The sequence below is a fragment of the Lacimicrobium alkaliphilum genome (assembly GCF_002591895.1).
Lineage (GTDB): Bacteria > Pseudomonadota > Gammaproteobacteria > Enterobacterales > Alteromonadaceae > Lacimicrobium > Lacimicrobium alkaliphilum.
The window spans coordinates 1-24356 of sequence record NZ_NISX01000015.1 but is presented as its reverse complement, the minus strand read 5'-3'; the positions used below and the strand labels follow the sequence as shown (position 1 = coordinate 24356).

The following is a 24356-nucleotide window of genomic DNA, read 5'->3' as shown; positions in this document are numbered from 1 at the left end:
TGATGCAAAAAACCCTGGCGCTGGTCGCCCATGATCATAAAAAACCCGATTTAGTTCGCTGGGCGAAGGCTCATAAAGACATTCTTGCCAAACACCAGCTGGTGGCTACCGGCACCACCGGTGGATTGCTTGCAGATGCGCTTGATCTGCCCGTATTCCGTTATAAAAGTGGGCCGTTGGGGGGTGACCAACAAATTGGTGCGCTGATTGCGGAGGGCAAGCTGGATGCCCTGTTCTTCTTTTGGGATCCGTTAAACCCGGCGCCCCATGATCCCGATGTAAAAGCCCTTCTGCGTCTGTGTTCGGTGTGGAATATTCCTGTGGCCTGTAATGAAAGTTCAGCCGACCTTATTATCAGCTCTCCGCGCTTTGAAGACCCGCACTATCAGCGATCAATACCGGAGTATTGATGGACGTATACCTGAGCGAAGAGCACGAGCTTGCACAAAACTATGATACCCGGATTCAGGGTTTCTGGCATAACCAGGTGGTTACCGGCAGTTTAGAGGGAGTCGGCAATACAAAGATAGCCTACGCCTATGCCATACATCCTGAAGCCCGCGGTACGGTAGTGATCAGCAGCGGCAGAATAGAGGGCTACCTGAAGTACAAAGAACTCGTATTTGAACTGTACCAGAACCACTATTGTGTATTTATTCTGGATCACCGCGGCCAGGGCCTCTCCGACAGAATGACGTTGCGCCCTCATCAGGGATATGTGGAAGACTTTGCCGATTACGTCACGGATCTGAAAACGTTCTACGATAGCGTCGTGGTGCCCAACAGCACACATCAGCCAATGCTGCTGGGGCATTCAATGGGTGGCGCGATCGGTACACGGTATCTGGCAAGCTACCCAAAGGATTTTTGCAAAGCCGCGTTTACTGCGCCCATGTATGGCATCCGCATGCCGCTACCAACATGGCTGGTTAAGTCGCTACTTTACATGGGCATGACACTGAATCAGTGGCTTGGTAAAAACCCCTGGTACTTCCCTGGCCAGAGAGATTATCTGGCCATTCCCTTTGCGATTAACCCCCTGACCCACAGTAAAATTCGCTACCGCATTTTTCGCCAGGAATACGAACAGGAACCCGCGCTTCAGCTCGGAGGAATTACTTACCACTGGTTACGGGCGGCGATTGCAGTACTGGACACCCTTGAAAAGCACGCCAGTGATGTACAAACAGAAATTCTGGTGCTTCAGGCCGGCGGGGATCAGATTATCGACAACAAAGCGCAGGATCACCTTTGTGCCATGATGCCCCGGTGCCAGTTACAACCGGTGGCAGGTGCCAAACACGAACTGCTAATGGAAGCAGACAAGTATCGCCATCCAGCCATGCAGGCTATTCTGGCGTTTTTTGAGCTACAGAAACCGGGTCCTGATGAATAAGCACCTCGGCTTCCGGGATTTTCCGATTTACCGCCTCTTCAACTTTCACCGTAATATCATGCGCATCTACCAGTTTAAGATTGTCATCCAGTTCCAGATGGAACTGAATAAAGATATTGCGCCCTGACTGACGGGTACGGATATCATGTACACCGTGCACCATAGGATTCGATAACGCCGTCTCTTCAATAGTAGCGGTATATTCTTCCGGTAACTCTTTATCCATCAGTGCCGCGGCTGATTCCATGGCTATGGCTCTGGCTCCCCACATCAGATACAGGGCAATGCCTATGGCAAACCAGCCATCCATGGACAAAAAGCCCTGGGTGGTCAGCCACAATGCCACCAACACCGCCAGATTCATCAGTAAGTCAGATTGATAATGTAATGAGTCCGCTTTGATCGCCACAGAATTGGTTCGCCGGATCGCCATGCGCTGTACCGCAACCAGTATCAGTGTCATCACCACACTGAACAACGTCGCATACACCGCGAGAATAGGCTGATTGAGGGGGCCGGGATCTTTAAGTCTGTCGACGCTGTGAAATATCAGTAACATAGCCGAGCCAAAAATAAATGCTGACTGGGCCAGCCCGGCTAAAGATTCCGCTTTACCATGGCCAAACTTATGATCTTCATCGGCTGGCATCAATGCGTAACGAATAACAAAGAAATTGATAACCGACGCCGCCACATCGAAAACCGAATCGGTAAGTGAAGCCAGCATAGAGGCTGAATTGGTCACATACCAGGCCCAGATTTTCACCAGGATCATGGAGAACGCCGCAATCAGTGCAAACGTACTGGCGAGCTTGACCCAAAAAGCGTAGCTGTCCTTCATTCTATGACATTCCTGTTACCGCATAACTATATGGCGCTCTACTATACCTGTACAATAAAGCCAATATAAATACTATTACTGAGCCTATGCTTGATATTCTGCTTTACCAGCCAGAAATTCCACCTAATACAGGTAATATTATTCGCCTGTGTGCAAATACCGGTTTTCGCCTGCACCTGATTGGCCCCCTGGGTTTCAGCTGGGAGGATAAGAAGCTCAGAAGAGCGGGGCTGGATTACCACGAGTTTGCCGCAGTTGGTCAATACGCCAACCTGCAGGAATGTCTGGATAAACTAACACCTAAACGGCTATTTGCCTGTACCACTAAAGGTAAAAATTATTATACAGAAGTTGCGTTCACCCCGGGTGATGCGCTGCTCTTCGGGCCGGAAACCCGCGGGTTACCCGCAGAGATTATTGAATCTCTGCCTTCACAGCAACGTTTGCGCATTCCTATGCGGCCAGACAGCCGAAGCATGAATTTGTCCAATGCCGTTTCGGTAATGGTATTTGAAGCCTGGCGTCAGATGGGTTTTGACGGCGCGATATAAATATTACCGGCAAAACCACATTAAACCCAGAGCCTCAGCAGAGCAGTCTGTTAGCGGAGATTTGCCTGGCCGTGTAAACCTACTCGAACTTCTTCTCTCTGCCTAACAATGCCAATGCAGCCTCTTTTGGTGGTTTGCCCTGATACAGCACCTGATAGATCTGTTCGGCAATAGGCATTTCCACACCTTCACGCTGTGCCAGAAGATAGACTTCTTTGGTGTTGCGGTAGCCTTCCACCACCTGACCGATGCTTTCCATCGCTTCTTCTACCGACAGACCATGACCCAGTGCGAGACCGAAACGTCGATTGCGGGATTGGTCATCAGTACAGGTGAGCACCAGATCGCCCAGTCCGGCCATACCCATAAAGGTACTTGGCTGTGCCCCTAGCGCGACACCAAGGCGCGTTAGTTCGGCCAGACCACGAGTGATCAGTGCAGTTCTGGCATTGGCGCCAAAGCCTATACCGTCAGCTAATCCTGCACCGATTGCGATCACATTTTTGACCGCACCACCGAGCTGAATGCCGATAAAATCGGTATTCTTGTATACCCGCAGCGATTTACCACAATGCAGCATCTCGGCAATATCATCGACAAATTCATCATCCAGGGATGACAGTGAAATGGCCGTTGGCAACCCGGCCGCCATTTCTTTGGCAAACGTTGGTCCGGAGAGCACAGCCAGGGAAATATCCTGGCCCAGAATGCGTCGGGCCACTTCCTGCAACAAGCTGCCCGTTTCAGGTTCCAGCCCTTTGGTGGCCCATACCACTCTGTGTTGCTTATTAAGCATAGGTTTGATCTGCTCGAGCATGCCGGCAAAAGCATGACTGGGTACCACCACCAGTATGTTACGGCTGGCGGCAATGGCACTGGTCAGATCGGTTTCTGTCTGCAGGGCGTCGGGGAAAACAGCATCGGGAAGATAACGCTGGTTACAACGTTGCTGTTGCATCTGTTTCATCTGCCCCGCGTCACGGCCCCAGAGCACCGTCGGAATATCATTGCGGGCAAAGCAAAACGCCAGGGCGGTGCCATAAGACCCCGCGCCCAATACCGTTAAACCGGCTTTAGTAGTCATCAGGCCTGTGAACTTGGAGCCGCTTCCTGCTGTTGCCCCTGAGCTTCCTGAGCTCGTTTTTGCATATAAGCTGCAAAAATCGCGTCGAAGTTTACCGGCGCCAGATTCAACTGTGGGAACGTGCCCCGGTTAACCAGGTTGGATACGGTCTCACGCGCATAAGGAAACAATGTGGCAGGGCAGAACGAGCCCATAATATGCGCTTTTTGTTGGTCTTCCATTTCTGCGATGGTGAAGATACCTGCCTGTTGTACTTCCACTAAAAACGCGGTTTCTTCACCCGCTTTGGCAGTCACAGTGACTGACAGCACGACTTCATAGCTATTGTCATCGAGTTTGGTACTGCGGGTATCCAGATCCATCTTCACTTCCGGTTTCCATTCTTTCTGGAAAATGGCCGGACTGTTGGGGGATTCAAAAGACATATCCTTCACATAAATACGTTGGATCGCGAATTGCCCCTGGGCATTCGCCTGGCCATTGGCAGCTTCGGCGCCATTTGCTTTATTTTCGTCTGTCATCTTGGTTCCTGTATGTAGTATTGGTTTAAGCGGCCAGCAGTTTGTCGAGCGTACCCTGGGTCTCCAGCGCGATCATCTCGTCACAGCCACCGATATGTTGGTCGTTAATAAAAATTTGCGGCACCGTATAGCCGCCGTTAGCGCGCTCGATCATCGGGGCCCTGAGTTCGGGCTGCGAATCTATACGATACTCCTGATAATCGACGCCCTTTGCATCAAGCAATTGCTTGGCGCGGGTGCAGAAAGGACAGAAGCTTTTGGTGTAGATCTCCACACGACTCATAACTGGTCTCACCTTATTCCGGAAAAGAAGCTAATAAAGCCTGTTACTTGGCGACAGGCAAACTGGCACTGGTCCAGGCATTCATGCCGCCTTTAAGCACATAGACCTGACTGAAACCGGCTTTTAGCAACTGCGTGGCAGTACGCTTAGCCGATGCTCCCATGGCGCAAACCACAATAATGGGTTTGTCTTTGTACTTTTCAAGGTCAGAAAAGTCACCTTTAGACAGTTTCTCGGCCGGTATTTGTCTGGCACCGAGGATGTGGCCTTTGCGATAATCCGGTTGCGAACGGGTATCCAGTACCTGCGCATCCTGTTTATTCATCAGCATGGTCATTTCAAGCGTTCCCAGCTCTTTGACCGGCGACAGCTTGCTGCTTACCAGGCTATAAATAAACAGCAGCGCCAGGGCCACCCAGATACTGGAAAGAATATAATGATTACCGACAAATTCGATCAGCTGTTGCATGGAGTAAGTTGCCTCTGAAATGGAATTGCTGCGCAAAAATGAGTGCAAAGTATATAGAAAAAAGACACAGAAACCAGTCCGGTGCCCAGGGCCTGTTGATCTTTGCTGTATGTTTTTGCAGCGAGTTGTGCGGTATTTATACAATGAAGCACGATTGTAGTGTAGTTGCTCTACATGAAAGAGTGCTGAAGCAGTAGAAATGCCGCACAAACGCTGTCCTTCGGATTCATCTTAAACGCTTTTTAATTAGAACAAAATTCATACTGCAAAGATCAACAGGCCCTAAACAGAATACAATTCGATATAGCTGATTCGGATTAACTATTGGATTTGCAACGGACAGTCCCTTACCATCCGGTTAATGACCATCACATCGTTTATCTACAAGGAGCCACTTTATGAGCCAGCTTAAAGGTCCACTCGCGTTAATTATTCTCGACGGCTGGGGGCATCGCGAAGATCAGCAGGACAATGCCATCGCTGCTGCGAACACGCCAGCGCTGGACAGGTTAGCTCAGGAATATCCCCACACGCTGATTTCAGGTTCCGGCCTGGATGTAGGGTTACCCGAGGGACAAATGGGAAATTCAGAAGTGGGCCATGTAAATCTCGGTGCAGGACGGGTGGTGTATCAGGATTTCACCCGTATCACTAAAGATATCAGGGACGGTGAATTCGAGCATAACCCTGTGCTGGTCAAGCACCTTGATAAAGCCATTTCAAACAACAAAGCCGTACACATCATGGGACTGATGTCACCGGGTGGTGTGCATAGTCACGAAGATCATATCTTCGCCATGGTAAGAATGGCGGCCGATAAAGGCGCAGAGAAAATTTATCTGCACGCGTTTCTCGATGGCCGGGATACACCTCCTCGCAGCGCGCAAAACTCTCTTGAAAAAGCCGATGCGCTGTTCAGCAAACTGGGGAAAGGCAAAACAGCCAGTCTCGTGGGCCGCTATTACGCCATGGACAGAGACAATCGTTGGGATCGCGTCGAAGCAGCTTATAATCTGATCACCGGTGCACAGGCAGAGTATCAGGCAAATAGCGCTGTGGCAGGTCTGGAAGCGGCTTATCAGCGTGATGAGAATGATGAATTCGTTAAACCCACAGTGATTGGCGATAAAGTGACAGTAGAAGATGGCGATGCCATCTTCTTTATGAATTTCAGAGCGGATCGCGCGCGGGAAATCACACGCTGCTTTGTTGAAAAAGACTTCGATGGGTTTGACCGCAGACAAACACCTGAACTGAGTGGGTTTGTGATGCTCACACAATACGCCGCCGATATCGATACCGATTGTGCTTATCCGCCTGAAGCCCTGACGAACGTTATGGGAGAGTGGCTCGCCAAGCATAACAAAACACAGTTACGGATTTCCGAAACCGAGAAATATGCCCATGTAACCTTCTTTTACAGTGGTGGCCGCGAGCAGGAGTTTGAAGGCGAAAAGCGGATTCTGATCCCTTCACCTCAGGTTGCAACCTATGATCAGCAACCAGAAATGAGCTCCACTGAATTGACCGATAAACTGGTGGAAGCGATTGAATCCGGTGAATTTGACGCCATCGTTTGTAATTACCCCAATGGTGATATGGTCGGTCATACCGGCGACTTTGAGGCCGCTGTTAAAGCCTGTGAAGCTGTCGATCATTGTATTGGGCGGGTTGTCGAAGCACTGCAGAAGGTGGGCGGAGAATGCCTGATTACTGCCGATCACGGCAACGCCGAGCAGATGAAAGACACCAGCACCGGGCAGGCGCATACCGCACATACCAGTGAACTGGTGCCGTTTATTTATATGGGCCGAGACGCCATCGCCCGCGAAAAGGGAACCCTCAGCGATGTCGCGCCCACCATGCTGCATCTTATGGGCATGGAGCAACCACCGGAAATGACCGGCAAACCCATCGTCACACTCAAGTCGTAGTCACTGCGGTGTACGCAGGACATCTGAAAAGAATCGGCGCAGGGGCGAGGAAAATCGCCCTGTTGCTGATGCTGGCCAGTGTTTTCCCCCTGCAGGCAGACGATACCTCTGAGCAGCTTGAGGCACTAAGATCACAGATCGAAGAACGCCAGCAACAGCTTGATTACAGTATCGCCACAGCTAAAGAGCTGGAAAAAGCGCTACAGCAGGCGGAACAAAAGTTATCTGATTTATTCAGGGGCCTCAAGCAAACCCGTAATCAACTGGCAGATAACCGACAACAGCAAGCTCAGCTTGAACAACAGCAAAAGCAATTAATCAGTCAGATCGAGCAACAAAAAGCGGCGTTGAGCAGCCAGCTTCGCAGCGCCTATATGACTGGCCAGCATGACTTCACTAAAATGCTGTTAAATCAGGAAAATGCAGCCAAACTGGAGCGAATGCTCAGCTATTATAGCTACCTGAATCAGGCCCGTGTAGAGCAAATCGAAACCTTCACTAAACTGGCCCGCGATCTGCAAAAAGTAGAACGTGAATTGCAGATCAAAGCCGATGAATTGGCTGAGCTGGTAGCCGTTCAGGAGGCCCAGCGCAAACTGTTGGCGCGGGAGCAGGAGAACCGAGAGCAGACCCTGACAGCGCTGGAAAAACGCATTACCAGTGAAGCTGAGCAAATAGAGCAATTGCAGATTAACGAACAGAATCTGATTCAGGCGATTTCACGGGCTGAAGCCAGAGCCACCGCTTCAGATCAGATACTCGCAGGGCTTGAGGGGTTAAAAGGGCAATTGCTCAAACCCACCAGCGGCAACATGCGGAATCTTTTCTCGCGCAGACGCCAGGGCCAGATCCGCTGGAAAGGAGCCATGTTTGACGGCCCAGCAGGTGACAGTGTAAGAGCGGTGCATCACGGTCGCATCCTTTATGCAGACTGGCTCAGGGGCTTTGGTCTGGTCATGGTAGTGGACCATGGTAAAGGCTATATGAGTCTCTACGGCTATAATCAGGCACTGCTTAAAGATGTAGGTGACGCCGTGCAGGCCGGAGAAGAGATTGCCCTGGTCGGGCAAAGTGGTGGGCAGAGTAGCGCCGGCCTCTATTTCGAGCTTCGTTATAAAGGCAAAGCGGTAAATCCGGCTGGCTGGATACAACCATAGTAATTCGTCGCGAAGGCCTTATAATCAAATCAGCGCTAACAACAATAAAAAATAACGTGACCATAAGATTCTGCCTGTTGATAATCTGTTTGCTCAGCGTGCCCGCCTACGCCGGCAATATCGCGTTGATCATCGATGATATGGGTTATCGTAAACAAGATGCTGATGCCTTTATTCTGCCCGCAGAAATTACCTTTGCCATACTGCCTCATACACCCTATTCCACCGCCTATGCCCAACAGGCCGCTGCACAGAACAGAGACGTGATGCTGCATATGCCCATGGAGGCACTGGCGGGTAACAAACTCGGCCCCGGCGCATTAACGTCGGCCATGGACACCCATGCGATTAAGAAAAAGCTTGATGCAGCATTAATTTCTGTACCCCATGCCATCGGCCTGAATAATCATATGGGCAGCAAACTGACTCAGCTTACCCTGCCCATGCAGGCCACCATGGATTTTCTGCGTCAACAACAGCTGTTTTTTATCGACAGCCGTACAACCCGATACAGCAAGGCCAACAAAATCGCGACCCGGTTTGGTGTACCTAACACTCACCGACAGGTGTTTCTTGATCACTTCCAGAATGAAAAACATATACAGGCGCAGTTTGACCGCTTAATTCGCATCGCCCGCAAATATCGCAATGCAATTGGCATAGCGCACCCCTACCCCGAAACGCTGCGCTTTTTGCAACAAAACCTGCCTCAGTTGCAACAGATGGGAATCCGGCTCATTCCTATAAGTGCACTGATGCAGGAAAAAGCCCTGACTCTTCGTCAGTCAACGTCTGACGACAGCCCCAAAGTAGGCTCAGAGGAGTAAAAAGGGGTCGTAGTTAATTAATCACTCTGTCGATCAGGCCTTCACTGTCCCATTGGTAAATTAACTACGACCCCTTTTTACTTTTTCAGCGGCAGATACTTGCGAAAAACTTAAAATGTTATATTATAACGCTCTTCAAATTACTAAGGTCTGACTCACGTATGTCCGTCAATAGCAGTAACAATTTGCTCGACAGAATGGGAATATGGGCATCCAGCCTGTGCGCCCTGCACTGTCTGTTACTGCCCATACTGATTCCGTTAATTCCATATATTGGTGCCAGCTTTGTGGCTCAGGACTGGTTTGAGCGCAGTATTCTGACGACGTCCATGATCATTGGCTTCTGGGCACTGTTGTCAGGCTTTTATCGTTATCACAGACAAATTTATCCGCTGTATAGTCTGGTATTAGGGGGGCTGATTTACTGGAACAAGGATATGTTTGGTGAAGCCTACGAACCCTTTACCATTGCCGTGGGAGCCTTACTGATTATTGCCGCCCACATTATTAACTTTAAACTTTGCCGCAGTTGCCAGCAATGCGCACATTAATCAGTGCTGCGTATCCTCGTTAATTAATACCGGTGCGACCACATCGGTCAGGCGGGGGTTATCTCTGAAGTTCAACGCCCGGTCCGGAACATTGGTAAAGATCCCATCCACTCCCCAACTGGCCAGCATCTCCATATCAGGCAGTTCATCCACCGTGTACACATAGACCTGTAAGCCCTTTTCTTTAGCGTCAGCAACAAAAGGCGGATTCACAAAGTTCAGTTCAATATGCACCGAATACGCCTGCAATGCCAAAGCAAAAGCTGCATAATCCAGCGGGCAGGAGGCTGTCAGTGCGCCAACCTGTAATTCAGGACGGATCTGTTTAATCTCAAATAACAAATGGTGATTAAACGACGACAGCAAGAATTGATTGAGAGTAAACCCACGCTCGGCAACAGCTTTATCAATTAACGTGAGAATCGGGATGACATCGTTTATGCCTTTTAGCTCGATGTTGAGTGAGCAGCGGCCACTTACCAAAGAGATCACTTCCCATAAGGTGGGAATCTGCTGGCCCCGTCCTGCATCCAGTGCGCGCAGTTCAGCAAAACTCAAATCACTGATCCGCCCTTTACCATTTGTGGTGCGATGCAGCCAGCGGTCATGGATAACAATCACCTCGTCATCAACCCCGTGTACATCTATCTCAATACCATCAACCCCCATGTCGATAGCCTTTTCAATAGCCATCAGGGTATTTTCCGGCGCAATAGCACTGGCACCACGATGAGCAAGAACCAGCATACAGGCACTCCTTCAGACTTTCTTTGGATGTAATCTGTGAGCGTTTATTGTTTCGTAAATTGCTGCGCAAATCACTAAAATTCCACCCAACAAGGTTTGCCAGTTGGGTTCTTCATCCAGTACCAGTACTGCCAGGATCACACCATACAAAGGCTGCATACAAGCTACCAGGGAGAAGGTTTTAGCTCGCAGATGAATCAGAGTGTAAGCCACCAGCGCGTGGGGAGCGGCGGTGCACACCGTACCGAGCAGCAGCAGTAACAGATAAGTGTGTTCTGAGGCCTGATATAACTCCCCAGATCCAAACCAGCACAGGCAGAGCACAATCACCAGAGTCTGATAGGCCATGGCCTGAGCTCCGCCATAATGGGAGAAGTATTTGCGATGCACAAGATTACGCATGGCATACAGAAAAGCTGAGCAAACTCCCACCGCAATTCCTAATGTCACATCATTGCCCAGCGACACCTCAGGTACGATCAGCCAGATCCCACCCAATACCACCAGAGCGCTGACAATATCCTGCCAGACAAGGCGAATACCCTCGAAGAAGGGCTCAAGCAACACTGTGATCACCGGGAACGTAAACAGCGCAATCATTCCTACAGACACCGAGGAATATTGCATTGCAGCAAAATATGTCACCCAGTGCACCGCCATCAACGCACCGAGCAATAGCGCAATTAGTAGATCTTTTCTGCGTTGCAGCCGAAGACTGTTACCACTGAGCGTAACCAACACCGCCAGTACCACAAAAGCGACAACTGCCCTGCCCAACGTGATATCCAGGGCAGACAACGGAATAATGCGGGAGAACAGAGCGGTAGCCCCAAGCAGAATCACCGCCAGATGCAGCGACCACAAACTCTTTTTAACCGGATCCACGTCAGGACTTCAGTGTCGCTACAGGCATGCCCAGACGGGTGGCATCTCCACTTGCTACAGACTCAAACGCCTCCAGCATACCGGGTTCAAACAGGGCCACCACGGTTGAACCGAGCTTAAACAAACCCATTTCCTCACCCTTTTTAAGAAACACCGCATTATTGCCCTTATCAGGATACTGCCAGCGCATCACCTGCTTACCCGTTGGTGGCGTTACTGTGCCAGCCCAGGCAGTTTCGATGCTGGCAACAATCGTAGCCCCCACCAGCACTAATGCCATTTTGCCTTTAGGGGTATCAAATAACGTCACTACCCGCTCGTTGCGGGCAAACAACCCCGGTACATGGGTCGTGGTGAGAGGATTGACTGAAAACAGCTCACCGGGTACATAGATCATATCGGTAAGCTGACCATCAATCGGCATATGAATACGGTGGTAGTCTTTGGGAGACAAATAAATGGTGGCAAACTTGCCATTGACAAAGGGCTGGCAAAGTTCACTGTTTCCACCGAGCAGCGCAGTAAGACTGTAATCATGACCTTTGGCCTGGAAAACCTTTTCCTGCTCAATATCACCCAACTGGCTGACCGTGCCGTCAACAGGGCAAGCCAGCTTATTCTCATCCTTTACAATTTCTCGTACCCCGTCTTTCAGCGGGCGGGTAAAAAACTCGTTGAAGCTTTTATAAGCTCGCGGGTCGGATTGCCTGGCCTCCTCCATGTCTACCTTGAAATGGCGGATAAACAGCTTGATCAGCCAGGTACTGAGAAACCCCGCCTCAGCAGCGGCCAGTTTACCCGCAAGGCGGGAAACAGCGTGTTTGGGAAGAATATATTGGAAAATGACTTTAGCTGGCAACACCTTGTAAATCCTGTAAAAAAAACCACCTGAATTGTACCTGTGGGCCACAGGGAAAGGAAATAACAATAAACTACAGGCTAGAAGGAATAGTTTACAGCTTAAGTGACAGTGGCCCTGAAGTACGTCAGATATTCTTAGCTGAAGGTTGAGGTTTAAGGAGACATCGACCTCCCTGTCTTTTATGTCTCTCGTCCCTTCGAGCCAGTTACCTTTGTAAGGACACAAAGGTAACCGAAAAGTCCGTCGCTCAGGACAGCTTCTGATTCCGTTTCCGAAGCAGGCTTACTGAGCGCACCGGCCTTAGGTAACGTCCATGTAAGAATGGCGGCCTCTGGCGAACGTCCCTGTTCGCCAGTGCGGTAAGCCAGCTTCTGCAACGGGAAGCTGTATTCGCGGTTAAGGCGGCGAATCCCCCCTTAAAACGCCACGTCCGGACAGGGTGATGCGTAAAAGGCGGGTAAGTTTCACAGGATGAAAATTAAGCGGAGACTGAACTTCGGATGTGAATCTCCGCGACCAGCTTTCGCCATGACCGGACGTTGTGTGGCGTTAGGGGCGTGCTTTCTTTGGGTTACCTTGCTTTACACGAGTAAAGACAATTTGGTCGGGAACCAAATTGAACAGCTTTAGCTGGCCTACAAGGCATTGGGCAGGGATGCCTAATGCAAAGGTCACTGGCACACCATGGATGGTGTGTCATAACGGCAGGGAAAGCCAAGTTATCTGCTTTACTGAAGTGTTTGAAGAGGTATAAAAATTCCAGTCAGTTTAACTGGCAGGCATTAAGCAGTGACCCTATTTTAATTAGCGCGGCGGACGACTGTGAGCGGGACGTTGCTCATCCATACCCGCTAAGATTTTATGATAGCTGTTGAAACGCTGGCGGCTGATTTTGCCCTCCTCCACAGCCTGTCGCAGCAGACACCCCGGATCATTCTGATGTTTACAGTCGCGGAATTTGCACCCTCCCAGAAAATCCCGGAATTCACGAAATCCCCGGGTGAGTTTTTCCACCGGTAAGTGCCACAGCGAAAACTCCCGTACACCGGGCGAATCGATAAGATTCCCCCCTCCCGGGAAACGCAACAATTTGGCCGCTGTTGTGGTGTGCTGGCCCAGCCCGGAATTAGACGACACATCACCAATCGCTTCCTCCGCTTCGGGTAACAAACAGTTAATCAGGCTGGACTTACCCACTCCGGACTGGCCCACAAAGACACTGGTTTTATCCATAAACAGGTGGTTTAGTCCGGCTATCCCTTCGCCTGTTTTACAACTGGCATAGTGCACCTGATAGCCAATGTCGCGATAAAGCTTCAGCTGTGCCTCCACTTCCTGACGGGCGTCATCACTGAGCATGTCCACTTTATTCATCAGAATCAGCGGCTCAATGCCCACATCTTCAGAAGCGACCAGATAACGGTCAATAATATTCAGTGACAAGGCAGGTAATACAGAACTGACAATAATAATCTGGTCAATATTCGCCGCTACCGGCTTAATACCGTCGTAGAAATCCGGCCTGGTCAGTACTGTTTTACGTGGCTCAATCGCTTCTACCACACCACTGACATTCAGACTCTGATCTTTTCCGGGGCGAAACTGCACTCTGTCACCACAGACCACGGAGTCTATGGTGCGGCGAATGTTGCAACGATGTACTTTGCCTGCCTGGTCCTCTACATCTGCATGCTGACCGAAGCGCCCGATCACCAGACCTGGCTGCATGGCCTCCAACGTCTCATCAGCAATGCTGTCATCGGCACCGCTGAGACGCTTGTCCAGGTTACGGCTGACCTGCCGTCTTTGTCTTTGGGTAAGCTTGTTTCTTTTTGCCACTGAGGAGTCGAATGCTTTATATTGGAGGCTCAAGGCAGTGAGTGTAACCTTTGACTGCCGAAATACCAAAAAATTAAGGTGACTAAGATGGCGCAAAGTACAGATAATCTGGTGTGGATCGATATGGAAATGACCGGTCTGGACCCTGAACGTGAAAAAGTTCTGGAAATCGCTACGATCGTTACAGACGGCCAGCTCAATGTGCTGGCAGAGGGCCCGGTTATCGCCATTCACCAAAGTGATGAAATACTCAACGCCATGGATGACTGGTGCACAAAAACCCATGGTGAAAGCGGGCTGACTGAGCGCTGTCGCCAGAGTGATTTCAATGAGCAACAGGCCTGTGAAGAAACGCTCGCTTTCTTACATGGGTGGGTAAAAAAAGGGACTTCACCACTTTGTGGCAATAGCATTGGTCAGGACAGGCGCTTTATGGTGCGCCATATGCCAACACTGGAAGCCTACTTCCATTATCGCAATGTGGATGTGAGTACCATCAAGGAGCTGGTAAGGCGATGGAAGCCTGAGCTGTTGGATCAGTTTCACAAAAAAGGCACCCACCAGGCACTGGACGATATTCGCGAGTCGATTGCCGAACTGCAGTTTTACCGGCAGCATGTATTTAGCATATAAATTAACCAGACAAACGGCTTTAATAAAATTATTCCTTGCGTAAAACAGGAATTTTTGTAAAATGCGCCTCCGCTTTAGGTTGAAGCCACTTAACTTAAAGCCTTTGCAGAATGCGGGAATAGCTCAGCTGGTAGAGCACAACCTTGCCAAGGTTGGGGTCGCGAGTTCGAATCTCGTTTCCCGCTCCAATTCTGCAGCACCGTACCACCACCAGATACGCGGGAATAGCTCAGCTGGTAGAGCACAACCTTGCCAAGGTTGGGGTCGCGAGTTCGAATCTCGTTTCCCGCTCCAAATCCCTAAAAAGGGGTCGTAGTTAATTATCCCCCCATTTCTCTGAACTATAATACCCGATACAGTTCCCGTCAGAGGATGATCTCACCATGCCAAGGAAGGTTCGCTGTTACGCGCCCGGAATAACATGCCATATTGTTCAACGTGGTAATAATCGCCAGACCTGTTTCTTAAGTAACGATGACTTCGGCTTTTATATTCAAGTACTTAGTGAAGCACTTAAAAGATATAGAGTCGCTCTGCATGCTTTTGTACTGATGACCAATCACGTTCACCTTCTCATGACTCCGTCAGATAGCATTGGCATATCAAGGGTTATGCAACTAGTCGGAAGACGTTATGTGAGATACTTCAATTCACTCCATCAACGCACCGGCACGCTATGGGAAGGGCGCCACAGAGCAAGCCTGATTGATAGTGTCGAATATCTTCTGGTGTGTCAGAAGTATATCGAGATGAACCCCGTCAGAGCAGGCATGGCAGAACATCCAGGGCAATATCATTGGTCCAGCTATCGTGCCAACGCTCTCGGGCAGAAAATAGAATGTTTGACAGAGCATCCGGAGTTTACCAGGCTGGGCCAAAGCCCTGCACAGCGCCATTGCCGGTATCGCGAGCTATTTCTGTTGCCTGCTCTGAACAAAGATCTTCACAAGATAAGACAATGCCTGCAGCATAATTATCCGCTTGGCAATACAGCCTTCAGAGAACAGATTGAAACGCGTTTAAATGTACATTTTGGTGCGTTATTACCGGGAAGACCATGCACCTCGGAGACAGACCCGGCATAACTGACACAATTCATGCACACCGGGCGTTAATTAACTACGACCCCTTTTTAAGGGGGCGGGCGGGAACGCCAGCGGCTATTGTATTGGCGGGAATGTCTCCGGTGACTACCGAGTTGGCGGCAATAACCACATTGTCACCGATCTTTGCCCCTTTGAGTATGAGTGTGTTCATACCCAACCACACATCATTGCCGATGCTGACAGGTGCCGCTTCACCTGCTTCCCCGGCAGCCCGGCGCCTGGGGTCTAACGAATGCTGGTCGGCATCTGTAATAGTGACATTCGCACCACAGAGCACTCTGTCACCAAGGCTGATATGCTGATGACAGCTGATTACCGTGCCACTGAAGCCACATTGGCTGCCTATTTCCAGCCTGGCCCCGCGAAACACCGATAACATACATCGTTGTTGCAGCCCAATACGACTGCTGGAAGGGTGACTGCGAAATACCGTATCCGGGCCTAATATCAGTGTCGCGTCAGGGTGGCGCAGAACAGAGGTCAAACCAAAAAATCTGGCACGGTGCCCACCTTCTGCGCCCCAGCGAAAAAGTCGCCACTGCATGCAAAAGGTGCTTACCCAACTTAATAGCTGCTGCATTCCAATATGCAGGGCGTAACTCAAACTGGTAAGATATTGCTTCATTTTCGCCTTCCTTTGTTTTAACTGCAATTTACCCTATCAAGCAGCAAAACCCTATAGCGTGGCGGTGATTTACAACTTCAGAAGCGTAGGGCAGAATGCGCCGTGCAGAAGAGCAGTATACGACGCTTTGCAAGGAAGACATGAGCATATCCAGGTATTCTATTTGTGCAGATCAAATCCGGGTGTTTGCCACATTAGCGGTGGTAATGCTGCATGTGTCGGCCAATGGCCTCAATAGCTCACCGTTCGGCTCTGATTCCTGGTGGCTGGCCAACTTTTTTGATGCGGCCAGCAGATCGTCAATCCCTTTGTTTGTGATGCTTTCCGGCGCGTTATTGCTGAGCGCTCCAATCGGTGATCCCAGGCAGTTTTACCAGCGCCGTTTTAGCCGGGTATTGCTGCCTCTGGTTGTCTGGTCGATTTTTTATAGTGGCTGGACGATGCTCAAAGCACAGGTAAAGGGCCAACCGATAATGACTGAACAAGTCTGGTTAAACCTTGTGAGTGGAACCCCCTATTTTCACCTCTGGTACTTGTTTATGCTCGCGGGGTTATATGCGATTGCGCCAGTTTTAAGCCTGGCCCTGCACAGTGCCCAACAGCGCTTTAATCCGTCATCAAGCTGGTACCTGTTGCTGGCAGTGATCACATCGGCAATTTATACCCTGGGGTACTCCACCTTTGTTGATGACTGGCCATGGCCCTTTTGGTTTATTGGCTACATTCCATTAATGGTTCTGGGTGCCGTACTGTGGGGTAAGCAGAGCAGTGTCGGTGTCGTGGGGTTATTATGCTGCTACCTGGTTATGGCACTGATCATTGCCCGGCTATGTTACATTCAGCTGGCCCATTACCCTGAAGTTGCGGGTATCTACAGCTATCAATATCTGAGCTTGCCGGTTCTTGGAGCGAGTATAGCATGTTGGTACTTACTATCACGGCCTTATAGGATTTCAGCAGGCTGGTGTAAATTTATTGCACCATATTGCTTCGGCATTTATCTGCTCCACCCGGCTTTCCTTGATCTGAGCCAAATGCTATTCAGACCTCTAGCCTTGCCCACCGCTATAACAATGCTGGTGCAATTTCTATTCGTCTTCGCCCTCTCACTCGCATCCTGTATTGGCTATAGCAAACTACGACGCCGTGTTCCGATGAGTCTAAAAAGAGGGAGAGAGTAAAAAGGGGTCGTAGTTAATTATTCAGGCTGCTGTTGGATACCGCTCAGACCATTCAGATAATTAACTACGACCCCTTTTTACTCTTTTTAGCTCTTTTACATTCTGTTAACCGGATAGCAGTACAATAAAGCATTGAAAATTGGTAGAATTATGCTCAATTTCTGGTCGATGATTATTTGCCGCAAACCAACCTCCGAGTTTGAGGGTGGCGGCTGTTTTTTGTGCATATATTGAAAAGGGACATAATGAAACTCCACGCGATTTTTTCCGCCACCGCACTCTGCATATTACCCACTACATTGTTGTCAGCACAGGAACAACCTGTCTCCAGCGCCTGGATTGGTGGCTTTGGTGAATATTACAAAGTTGACAATGACAAACCGCAATCCATCGATAATTTTGAGGACGCCAGTGGCTTTGGTGCGGAGCTGGGATTTCGCTTTACGCCGGAATGGGGCGCACGTCTGGAGTGGTCAAGACTCAACTTTGACTCGGAATCGGGTCTGAACGATCGTACCGGCGAGAGAATAGGTATTGATGCCCTGCATTTTTTTGATCAGAAGCACAGTTACGTATTCGCAGGCTTTAAACATCAGAATCTGGGCACCAACTACCGCATGGCAAACGTTGGTATCGGCCGCCACTGGCAGCTAAGCCAAAACTGGAAAGTACAAACAGAAGCCGCTACGTATTACGACTTTGGACAAAACTTCCTCGATTTCGGCGTTAAACTGGGCCTGGTGTATAGCTTTGGCGGAAGTTTGTCACCCTCAGTTAGCAACCAGACACAAACTGGCCTGTCGTCGCGCACTGCTCAACCATCTCAACCACGAGCTGATGAATACCAGGGTCAGGCAACAGATTCAGACAATGACGGCGTAAATGATGGGCAAGATCGTTGCCCTGAGACTGCTGCCAGAGACAAAGTCGACGGGTTTGGCTGCACGATTTACGACAGCGAGACCGTATCTGCCTCTCTGCAAGTACTTTTTGCACATGACAGTTACACCGTTCTTAACCCTGATTCGCAACAGTTACATAACTTTGCCGAGTTTATGAGCAACTACTCCGATACTCAGGTAATACTGGAGGGCCATACCTCACTGGTAGGCGCACCAGATTACAACCAGATTCTGTCTGAGCAGCGTGCTGAAGCAGTAAAGGCTTTGCTGGTAGATAAAGGGCTAAGTGCTGACCGAATCGATACCGTTGGTTACGGCGAAAGCAGGCCACTGGACACCGCGAATACGGAACAGGCACACAGGATAAACCGCAGAGTTGAAGCCAAAGTCAGCAAAACAATCAAAGTTAAACTGACCCGCTAACGAAAAGAGGGGCGGTGTGAATTGACTGGTTTGCAGCAAAGCCATACTGCTGAGCCAGGGATAAATTAACACCGATCCTTTTTTGCTTTCACAACTACATTATGTACACAACTCAAATTGAGAATGGGTTTTATGTACATATTATGCTAAACTTCAAGTTGTGGTAATCGCAAATAGGGTTATTGAATGGCTGATTTAATACGCAAAGGGGTTGCTGAATTCCGCAGGTCACTTGGAACTCTGCTTAAAGGCGCTGGCCTTGAAGGCGAACGCGTGGTGGTAACCAATCATGGTAAAGACATTGCCGCGCTGATATCAATTGAAGAGCTGGAGCGTTTTAATCAACTCGAAACCTGGTTTGCACAACAGGAAGCCGACGGCGCGCCCTCTCCTGAAGGAGATGATGTTGGCGGCGATCACAATGCTATGTTTGCCGAAGAAGCTCCGAGGGACAATACAAGGGGTTTTGACGACCTGACCACCTATGACGAAACGGCAGAACTTCAGCAGGTTGCATGGCAGATCAAACAAACGCGAATGCAGATTAACGAGGACATTACAGAAATGGAAGCGCAGTTGGCGGCGGTGATCGCGAACAAAATAAACACTCAGGAAATGTAACAATGAATAAGCCAATGGACTGGTTGATTTATTCCATCACCGTTGCAGCAATAACCTGCGCTGCGTTTTTCTTAGCCGCACAAGATACCGTATTTTCCAGCCTGGGCTGGCTGGTATTTGTTGGGGTTTTTCTCTATTTAATCCTGCATAACCCTGCCACATTCTTCCGCAGGGGCCTGGTAACAGTTATCAGTCTTGGATTGACCAATACACTTGTGCTCAGGCTGTTGCTGGATTTTCTCAACCTGACACCGCAAAACACCGGTAAAGGCTTACAGCAAGTTCTGGATTACCTCTCGCCTTTTACTCAAAGTCCGGCGTTTTTCTATATTTTTACCTTCTTTGGCATTGCGGCCCTGCTTGAAATGTTTGTCAATCACAACCCGCTGATGGACAGGCTATTTGGCCGTCAGCTACCGCTCGAATGCAGTGCTACTCAAACCAGCGACTGGGCGCTGGACAAAGTGCTGGACAACACCTCTGTGGAGTATTTCAGAGTAACGGGGTACATTGAAATCCGAAATAACACGGCAAAGACGGTAAACCTTGACCACACTAATGTGTCGCTAAGCCTTCCTTTAGTTCATATATGGAGCTGGCAACTTAAGCAGCCACAATGTTTTGATACACAAACAGACCAGGTGTATGACCCCAGCATCCCCATAGAGGGGCATAAAACAACGTCTGTGCAACTGCACTACAAGTTCAGGTCAAAGCGGGTGAAGCTGTTGGTGCTACTTCCCTTTATTAATCGCCTCAGAACCACGCTCTGCTTTAACCAGGGTGTATCGCAGCCATATCATGTCACTGGACAAGCCCGAATAATTCGTCAACAATGATTACGCACTTTTTGACCACATGGACCCGGAACATTGGTACGCCTAGCCCCTCACAAACAATTCGAACGCCAGACCAGGGCGTTTTTCAGGAAACTAAACAAACAACACAGTAACGAAGTGATTAAAGACAAACTTGAGCATCTTAGTAGTTGCATTGCGAGTGAGTTTACCTTTAATCCGCCTTTCGTGCGCGTTGCACCAAGGTCTGACGCTAAACACCTGACTGACTATAAGGCGCAATTTCTTAAACAGTATATCTGGTTGCTGTACAACAGCTCTGAAGGCATCATTTATTACTTCTATAAGCCGATTGTGATTGCCAAGTCCGGCTGATGTCACAGCGCATTGATAACCACTGAACGGCGAATGCTAAAAGCCCTGGGAGAATTAACTACGACCCCTTTTTCGCGGTCAATCTCGCAAACTGAAAGAAAAAGTCACACTCTGCCCACTCAGCCCAGAAGTATCAATAGTTAAGAGGCTTCCTTCTACATGAATCCTATCTCCAAATGAACTTACATCAACTATCTTTTTACGAAACAGTAGTTCGATTTTCTTACTATCTCTGGGGGGCTCAGAAAGACTAACTAAGACTCTTTCACCCTCGAACTTAACTATCAAGCTTGCTGCTCCTGTTACAGTAAGCCAATCTGTGATTCGCTTTGGCTTGCTATTAAAACTATTTACGAGCAGCGTCTTATGACTCCTAAACCAACACGCATGAAGATCGGGAGCAATGCTCAGAATATCTACATCTGGATTGGCAGCAAAATGCTTAGTTTCAGAGAGAGTTTGATTGGGCAGTAATACATAAGCGTAGGTGTTTTTTTCTACATTATGCAACAAATCAAATTTTGCTCTAGAAGACTCGATCTTACTATCAGACATATGTAGCGGCGTCTGTTCATTAATATCTTTCCAATCCCCTTCTTCATTGCTCAACTGGAAAACAGAATGCTGCTCGAATGGTAGAAAGACACCTATACTAGTTTTACGGTCTAGGTCACGTAACCAATATGCTCGGTTTCGAATCAACTCTTCCCAAAGGAAATTTTCGGAAAATCTCTGAAAAACATTTGTCAGTTTCGCTCCATTAATATCTGACCCCAAAGATAAAACAAGATCAGGCACATAGAACCAAGATTTCTTTGCCTTCACTTTTCCACCAAAGCTTTCATAGTCCATACCAACTGAAGCGATATCCTCTAATACAGTTCCTCCTACCCAACTTTGTGACTTCAGAGGTCTATGATAATAATTACTTTGAGCATCACATAATCCTTCATCTTGCGCATTTGTGGTGGTTCCAGGAGGAGAACTGAAGTCGACCAAGGGCCAAGAATCAATGTAGTCTTTCTTATGAAGCTGAAGATAGTGCATTCCATCACCAGTATACCATCCTTTCCTATTCTCCCCGTTCGTGCACTCATAGTTACCAATGCGTGAAGAATGCATTGAAATAGCCGATGTATACTTAGGAGCTCGATACAGAAAACGATCTATAGAGTTAAAAATGAACGCACGGTATTGGTCATCCTTTTTCACCAATCGCTCTTCTAATAGTTCCGCTCTTCTAGCGACATTTGGTGAGCTTAGTTCCTGAAAAGTGTTCAATAACGAATGCACTCTACGTCCACGCCAATCACCCTGCGCCCAGCCACGGCTTGCACCTCTTCCACTAACGAGATCAAGCAAAACTCCGTCAACCACAAAAGGCAATAAATGAGATTCATAGCGATCGAGAATTCTATGATAAAGATAATCATTTGGCTGCCAATTGGTTCCTTTTAATATTGTCAGAATCTGATTCAATCCTTCAAATAGAACCAATCCATAAGTGCCTATATACGGAATATCCTTATGCTGAATAAATCCACCATCACGATAGAACCCATCTCCTGATTCAACATATGCAATGACTTCCCAAAGCTTATCCAATGTCGCTTTGAAGACAGTCTCATCACCTTCCAAAATGGCTCGCTGTAATACGATGAGTACAGTATCTACCCTGTTTGCACCCGAATTACTAAAGCCAGTACCTGTAGACGCCAAACCATAGTTTTGAAAACCAGCTATCGGAAGAAAATGGTGGCTGGCGGCTAGAAGCCCCTCGTAGATATCACTATCCAACCAGTACTTGGAACGCAATAAAACCTGATTGATCTGCTTAGGTGTGCCTATCTCCCAATGCCACCAATTTCCGACTTTTTCTGCATCAACATGGTATAAATTAAGGATTTTTCGTAAAGCACGCGATATAACTTCTCGATCTTTTTGACTTAAATCACTGGTTACAGCTTTTTTTATACGAACCAGGCTATGAGTAAGAGCACTTTCCTTTACATTACCCGCTTCATCTACAAGAGGGAGGTCAGCTAGTATATGACCCCCCTCTGCAAGTGATTTCTTAAGTCTAGCAAGTTCCTTAACGTCAAATTTGTCTTTCGTGTTACTTAACTGTACCCAGTTTTTTCTTGCTACTTGTAGATCATTTGTGATGCCGTAAGCGGAATCACAAATAAAAAAAATAAAAAAAATAAAAAAAAGGTATAGACAAATTTTCACTTTCCTACAGCCTAAGGTCCGTTATTTCCTTCGGGAGAATATATTTCAAGTCATATATTATCCCCTTCTCTGTAAGTAGTTTCCTGTATTCAGCCTCCGTTTTATCTCTAAACTCACTGTGAGCCACACACAGAATGACCGAATCATAATGTCCGGCTTTAGGATTTGAGATAGGGCGTATTTGATATTCTTTCATAGCTTCCTCTGGATCAACCCAGGGGTCATAAACATCTGCCTGAACGTCGTATTCCTTCAACTCAGTCAGAATATCTACAACCTTGGTATTTCTGAGGTCGGGGCAGTTCTCTTTGAAGGTCAAGCCCATAACTAAAACCTTTGCTCCACTGACCTGGATACGTTTTTTCAGCATGGCCTTGACCAGTTCACTGACCACATAACGCCCCATGCCGTCATTGATACGGCGCCCTGCCAGTATGACTTCCGGGTGATATCCAATAGCCTGGGCTTTGTGAGTTAAATAATAAGGGTCGACACCTATACAATGGCCACCCACCAGGCCTGGTCGGAATGGCAGGAAATTCCATTTAGTGCCGGCAGCCAACAGAACCTCTTCGGTATCAATACCGAGCTTATTGAAGATAACCGCCAACTCGTTAATCAGAGCAATATTCAGATCTCGCTGTGTGTTTTCAATAACCTTAGCCGCCTCAGCCACCTTTATACTACTGGCCTTATGTGTGCCAGCGGTAATAATGCTGCGATATAGCGCGTCAACCTGCTCCGCAATTTCCGGTGTTGAGCCTGACGTTACTTTCTTTATGGTGGTTACCCTGTGCTCTTTATCACCCGGATTAATGCGCTCCGGGCTGTATCCAGCGAAGAAATCGTGATTAAACTTAAGGCCTGACACTTTCTCCAGTACGGGAACACAATCTTCCTCGGTTGCCCCCGGATAGACGGTTGACTCATAAATAACAATATCGCCCTTTTTTAGCACCTTACCTATGGTTTCACTGGCCCTTATCAGCGGAGTCAAATCAGGTTGACGCTGTTTATCAATAGGGGTGGGTACCGTTACGATAAAGATATTGGCCTCGCGAAGACGCTCTATCTCACTTTCATACTCAAGATACTTAGCCTGAGCCAGTTCTTCAGCGTCAACTTCCAGGGTCTGGTCTAAACCATCACGAAGCTGCTGAACACGGTGATGATTAATATCAAAGCCAATTACCTGTTGCTGTTTGCCAAACTCAACTGCCAAAGGCAAACCAACATAACCCAGTCCAATTACTGCCAACTTCAAACTATTCTCCTTTCAAAAACTTAAAGCATTACCCACTTCAAAGAAATCTTTGAAGGAATCTTTTGGACAATGTTACTGCTTTAATCCTTCCGCCGACTAACAACGTAAATCCGTCTGTGAAAAATCTATTCCAGCTAATCTTATCGCTATAAGCGCACCAAATATTGTATTCAACATATCTAAAATCAGCGGCGCCTAAACAAGCCTTCATCTTTGCCATCCATACATTCAGGGTCAGATCCTACTTTTT

The 24356-nt window shown here is 48.4% G+C and carries 26 protein-coding genes and 2 tRNA genes; 16 read left to right on the top strand and 12 right to left on the bottom strand.

All coding sequences use genetic code 11. From position 1 onward, the window contains the following. Positions 1–2 precede the first annotated feature (2 nt). On the top strand, positions 3–410 hold the full coding sequence (locus CDA54_RS14180; RefSeq protein WP_099035686.1) for a methylglyoxal synthase: 408 nt from the start codon (positions 3–5) through the stop codon (positions 408–410). After that, complete coding sequence (locus tag CDA54_RS14175; RefSeq protein ID WP_229748171.1) at positions 410–1396, top strand: alpha/beta fold hydrolase; 987 nt, start codon at positions 410–412, stop codon at positions 1394–1396. The genes CDA54_RS14180 and CDA54_RS14175 overlap by 1 nt, the downstream gene beginning before the upstream one ends. Here CDA54_RS14175 and CDA54_RS14170 read toward each other — a convergent pair. Continuing rightward, complete coding sequence (locus CDA54_RS14170) at positions 1350–2237, bottom strand: cation diffusion facilitator family transporter (protein WP_099035684.1); 888 nt, start codon at positions 2235–2237, stop codon at positions 1350–1352. The genes CDA54_RS14175 and CDA54_RS14170 overlap by 47 nt on opposite strands. Positions 2238–2323: 86 nt before the next feature. Between CDA54_RS14170 and trmL the strand changes: the two genes are divergently transcribed. Beyond that, entirely contained in the window at positions 2324–2788 is a 465-nt protein-coding gene (trmL, locus tag CDA54_RS14165) for a tRNA (uridine(34)/cytosine(34)/5-carboxymethylaminomethyluridine(34)-2'-O)-methyltransferase TrmL (protein WP_099035683.1), read from the top strand. 79 nt (positions 2789–2867) lie between these two features. Here trmL and gpsA read toward each other — a convergent pair whose 3' ends face one another. From gpsA to CDA54_RS14145, 4 genes are read right to left on the bottom strand one after another with little or no spacing between them, the layout of a single operon-like run. Beyond that, the gene (gpsA, locus tag CDA54_RS14160; RefSeq protein WP_099035682.1) at positions 2868–3872 is read right to left on the bottom strand and encodes an NAD(P)H-dependent glycerol-3-phosphate dehydrogenase; all 1005 of its coding nucleotides are present in this window, start codon (positions 3870–3872) and stop codon (positions 2868–2870) included. Further along, positions 3872–4393 (bottom strand): protein-export chaperone SecB, encoded by a 522-nt coding sequence (secB, locus tag CDA54_RS14155; RefSeq protein ID WP_099035681.1) that lies wholly within the window; start codon positions 4391–4393, stop codon positions 3872–3874. Before secB ends, gpsA begins: the two co-directional genes overlap by 1 nt. Before the next feature lie 25 nt (positions 4394–4418). Beyond that, positions 4419–4676, bottom strand: a complete 258-nt coding sequence (gene grxC / locus CDA54_RS14150; RefSeq protein WP_099035680.1) for a glutaredoxin 3 — start codon at positions 4674–4676, stop codon at positions 4419–4421. A 43-nt stretch (positions 4677–4719) separates the two neighbouring features. Continuing rightward, positions 4720–5145: a rhodanese-like domain-containing protein gene (locus CDA54_RS14145; protein WP_099035679.1), complete on the bottom strand. Its 426-nt coding sequence runs from the start codon at positions 5143–5145 to the stop codon at positions 4720–4722. Between the two features lie 398 nt (positions 5146–5543). Here CDA54_RS14145 and gpmM point away from each other — a divergent pair, with 398 nt between their 5' ends. The 4 genes from gpmM (at position 5544) to CDA54_RS14125 (ending at position 9614) form a co-directional block, all read left to right on the top strand. Continuing rightward, positions 5544–7079 (top strand): 2,3-bisphosphoglycerate-independent phosphoglycerate mutase, encoded by a 1536-nt coding sequence (gene gpmM, locus CDA54_RS14140; RefSeq protein WP_099035678.1) that lies wholly within the window; start codon positions 5544–5546, stop codon positions 7077–7079. Between the two features lie 8 nt (positions 7080–7087). Next, positions 7088–8236, top strand: a complete 1149-nt coding sequence (locus CDA54_RS14135; RefSeq protein ID WP_229748172.1) for a murein hydrolase activator EnvC family protein — start codon at positions 7088–7090, stop codon at positions 8234–8236. A 77-nt stretch (positions 8237–8313) separates the two neighbouring features. Beyond that, positions 8314–9063 carry a divergent polysaccharide deacetylase family protein gene (locus CDA54_RS14130; RefSeq protein WP_229748173.1) on the top strand — a complete coding sequence of 250 codons (750 nt, stop codon included), beginning with the start codon at positions 8314–8316 and terminating at the stop codon, positions 9061–9063. A 161-nt stretch (positions 9064–9224) separates the two neighbouring features. After that, entirely contained in the window at positions 9225–9614 is a 390-nt protein-coding gene (locus CDA54_RS14125) for a MerC domain-containing protein (protein ID WP_099035676.1), read from the top strand. Here the strand turns inward: CDA54_RS14125 and CDA54_RS14120 are convergent, their stop codons facing one another. The 4 genes from CDA54_RS14120 to rsgA all read right to left on the bottom strand — a co-directional run bounded on the left by CDA54_RS14120 (position 9615) and on the right by rsgA (position 13947). Beyond that, positions 9615–10361: a glycerophosphodiester phosphodiesterase gene (locus CDA54_RS14120; protein ID WP_099035675.1), complete on the bottom strand. Its 747-nt coding sequence runs from the start codon at positions 10359–10361 to the stop codon at positions 9615–9617. 12 nt (positions 10362–10373) lie between these two features. Next, positions 10374–11246: a DMT family transporter gene (locus CDA54_RS14115; RefSeq protein ID WP_099035674.1), complete on the bottom strand. Its 873-nt coding sequence runs from the start codon at positions 11244–11246 to the stop codon at positions 10374–10376. A gap of 1 nt (position 11247) precedes the next feature. Continuing rightward, entirely contained in the window at positions 11248–12108 is an 861-nt protein-coding gene (asd, locus tag CDA54_RS14110; RefSeq protein WP_099035673.1) for an archaetidylserine decarboxylase, read from the bottom strand. An 804-nt stretch (positions 12109–12912) separates the two neighbouring features. Next, positions 12913–13947, bottom strand: a complete 1035-nt coding sequence (gene rsgA, locus CDA54_RS14105; RefSeq protein ID WP_099035672.1) for a small ribosomal subunit biogenesis GTPase RsgA — start codon at positions 13945–13947, stop codon at positions 12913–12915. An 87-nt stretch (positions 13948–14034) separates the two neighbouring features. On the opposite strand from rsgA, the gene orn reads away from it, so the two are divergent. The 4 genes from orn (at position 14035) to CDA54_RS14085 (ending at position 15665) form a co-directional block, all read left to right on the top strand. Then, positions 14035–14580 carry an oligoribonuclease gene (gene orn / locus CDA54_RS14100; protein ID WP_099035671.1) on the top strand — a complete coding sequence of 182 codons (546 nt, stop codon included), beginning with the start codon at positions 14035–14037 and terminating at the stop codon, positions 14578–14580. Positions 14581–14692: 112 nt separating this feature from the next. Continuing rightward, a tRNA-Gly gene (locus tag CDA54_RS14095) sits at positions 14693–14768 on the top strand. A 30-nt stretch (positions 14769–14798) separates the two neighbouring features. Then, positions 14799–14874 (top strand) — tRNA-Gly (locus CDA54_RS14090). Between the two features lie 89 nt (positions 14875–14963). Further along, on the top strand, positions 14964–15665 hold the full coding sequence (locus CDA54_RS14085; protein ID WP_099035670.1) for a transposase: 702 nt from the start codon (positions 14964–14966) through the stop codon (positions 15663–15665). Positions 15666–15699: 34 nt separating this feature from the next. Here CDA54_RS14085 and CDA54_RS14080 read toward each other — a convergent pair whose 3' ends face one another. After that, a complete protein-coding gene (locus tag CDA54_RS14080; RefSeq protein WP_099035669.1) occupies positions 15700–16311 on the bottom strand; it encodes an acyltransferase in 612 nt (203 codons plus the stop codon). Positions 16312–16451: 140 nt separating this feature from the next. Between CDA54_RS14080 and CDA54_RS14075 the strand changes: the two genes are divergently transcribed. The 5 genes from CDA54_RS14075 to CDA54_RS14055 all read left to right on the top strand — a co-directional run bounded on the left by CDA54_RS14075 (position 16452) and on the right by CDA54_RS14055 (position 20610). Beyond that, on the top strand, positions 16452–17492 hold the full coding sequence (locus CDA54_RS14075; RefSeq protein WP_180237229.1) for an acyltransferase: 1041 nt from the start codon (positions 16452–16454) through the stop codon (positions 17490–17492). Positions 17493–17737: 245 nt separating this feature from the next. Beyond that, a complete protein-coding gene (locus tag CDA54_RS14070; protein WP_099035667.1) occupies positions 17738–18817 on the top strand; it encodes an OmpA family protein in 1080 nt (359 codons plus the stop codon). Between the two features lie 186 nt (positions 18818–19003). After that, entirely contained in the window at positions 19004–19438 is a 435-nt protein-coding gene (locus tag CDA54_RS14065) for a type II toxin-antitoxin system Phd/YefM family antitoxin (RefSeq protein ID WP_099035666.1), read from the top strand. Between the two features lie 2 nt (positions 19439–19440). Continuing rightward, positions 19441–20277, top strand: a complete 837-nt coding sequence (locus CDA54_RS14060) for a hypothetical protein (protein ID WP_099035665.1) — start codon at positions 19441–19443, stop codon at positions 20275–20277. A gap of 33 nt (positions 20278–20310) precedes the next feature. Then, positions 20311–20610, top strand: coding sequence for a hypothetical protein (locus CDA54_RS14055; RefSeq protein ID WP_143452301.1), 300 nt, complete (start codon positions 20311–20313; stop codon positions 20608–20610). A gap of 78 nt (positions 20611–20688) precedes the next feature. Here CDA54_RS14055 and CDA54_RS14050 read toward each other — a convergent pair whose 3' ends face one another. Continuing rightward, a complete protein-coding gene (locus CDA54_RS14050) occupies positions 20689–22842 on the bottom strand; it encodes a polysaccharide lyase family 8 super-sandwich domain-containing protein (protein ID WP_099035663.1) in 2154 nt (717 codons plus the stop codon). A gap of 4 nt (positions 22843–22846) precedes the next feature. After that, positions 22847–24106 carry a Vi polysaccharide biosynthesis UDP-N-acetylglucosamine C-6 dehydrogenase TviB gene (tviB, locus tag CDA54_RS14045; RefSeq protein WP_099035662.1) on the bottom strand — a complete coding sequence of 420 codons (1260 nt, stop codon included), beginning with the start codon at positions 24104–24106 and terminating at the stop codon, positions 22847–22849. Positions 24107–24356 lie beyond the last annotated feature (250 nt).

Coding starts and splice junctions, on each gene's coding strand:
- CDA54_RS14180 (WP_099035686.1), top strand. CDS start 3: ATGCAAAAAACCCTGGCGCTGGTCGCCCATGATCATAAAAAACCCGAT.
- CDA54_RS14175 (WP_229748171.1), top strand. CDS start 410: ATGGACGTATACCTGAGCGAAGAGCACGAGCTTGCACAAAACTATGAT.
- CDA54_RS14170 (WP_099035684.1), bottom strand. CDS start 2,237: ATGAAGGACAGCTACGCTTTTTGGGTCAAGCTCGCCAGTACGTTTGCA.
- trmL (WP_099035683.1), top strand. CDS start 2,324: ATGCTTGATATTCTGCTTTACCAGCCAGAAATTCCACCTAATACAGGT.
- gpsA (WP_099035682.1), bottom strand. CDS start 3,872: ATGACTACTAAAGCCGGTTTAACGGTATTGGGCGCGGGGTCTTATGGC.
- secB (WP_099035681.1), bottom strand. CDS start 4,393: ATGACAGACGAAAATAAAGCAAATGGCGCCGAAGCTGCCAATGGCCAG.
- grxC (WP_099035680.1), bottom strand. CDS start 4,676: ATGAGTCGTGTGGAGATCTACACCAAAAGCTTCTGTCCTTTCTGCACC.
- CDA54_RS14145 (WP_099035679.1), bottom strand. CDS start 5,145: ATGCAACAGCTGATCGAATTTGTCGGTAATCATTATATTCTTTCCAGT.
- gpmM (WP_099035678.1), top strand. CDS start 5,544: ATGAGCCAGCTTAAAGGTCCACTCGCGTTAATTATTCTCGACGGCTGG.
- CDA54_RS14125 (WP_099035676.1), top strand. CDS start 9,225: ATGTCCGTCAATAGCAGTAACAATTTGCTCGACAGAATGGGAATATGG.
- CDA54_RS14120 (WP_099035675.1), bottom strand. CDS start 10,361: ATGCTGGTTCTTGCTCATCGTGGTGCCAGTGCTATTGCGCCGGAAAAT.
- orn (WP_099035671.1), top strand. CDS start 14,035: ATGGCGCAAAGTACAGATAATCTGGTGTGGATCGATATGGAAATGACC.
- CDA54_RS14085 (WP_099035670.1), top strand. CDS start 14,964: ATGCCAAGGAAGGTTCGCTGTTACGCGCCCGGAATAACATGCCATATT.
- CDA54_RS14080 (WP_099035669.1), bottom strand. CDS start 16,311: ATGAAGCAATATCTTACCAGTTTGAGTTACGCCCTGCATATTGGAATG.
- CDA54_RS14075 (WP_180237229.1), top strand. CDS start 16,452: ATGAGCATATCCAGGTATTCTATTTGTGCAGATCAAATCCGGGTGTTT.
- CDA54_RS14070 (WP_099035667.1), top strand. CDS start 17,738: ATGAAACTCCACGCGATTTTTTCCGCCACCGCACTCTGCATATTACCC.
- CDA54_RS14065 (WP_099035666.1), top strand. CDS start 19,004: ATGGCTGATTTAATACGCAAAGGGGTTGCTGAATTCCGCAGGTCACTT.
- CDA54_RS14060 (WP_099035665.1), top strand. CDS start 19,441: ATGAATAAGCCAATGGACTGGTTGATTTATTCCATCACCGTTGCAGCA.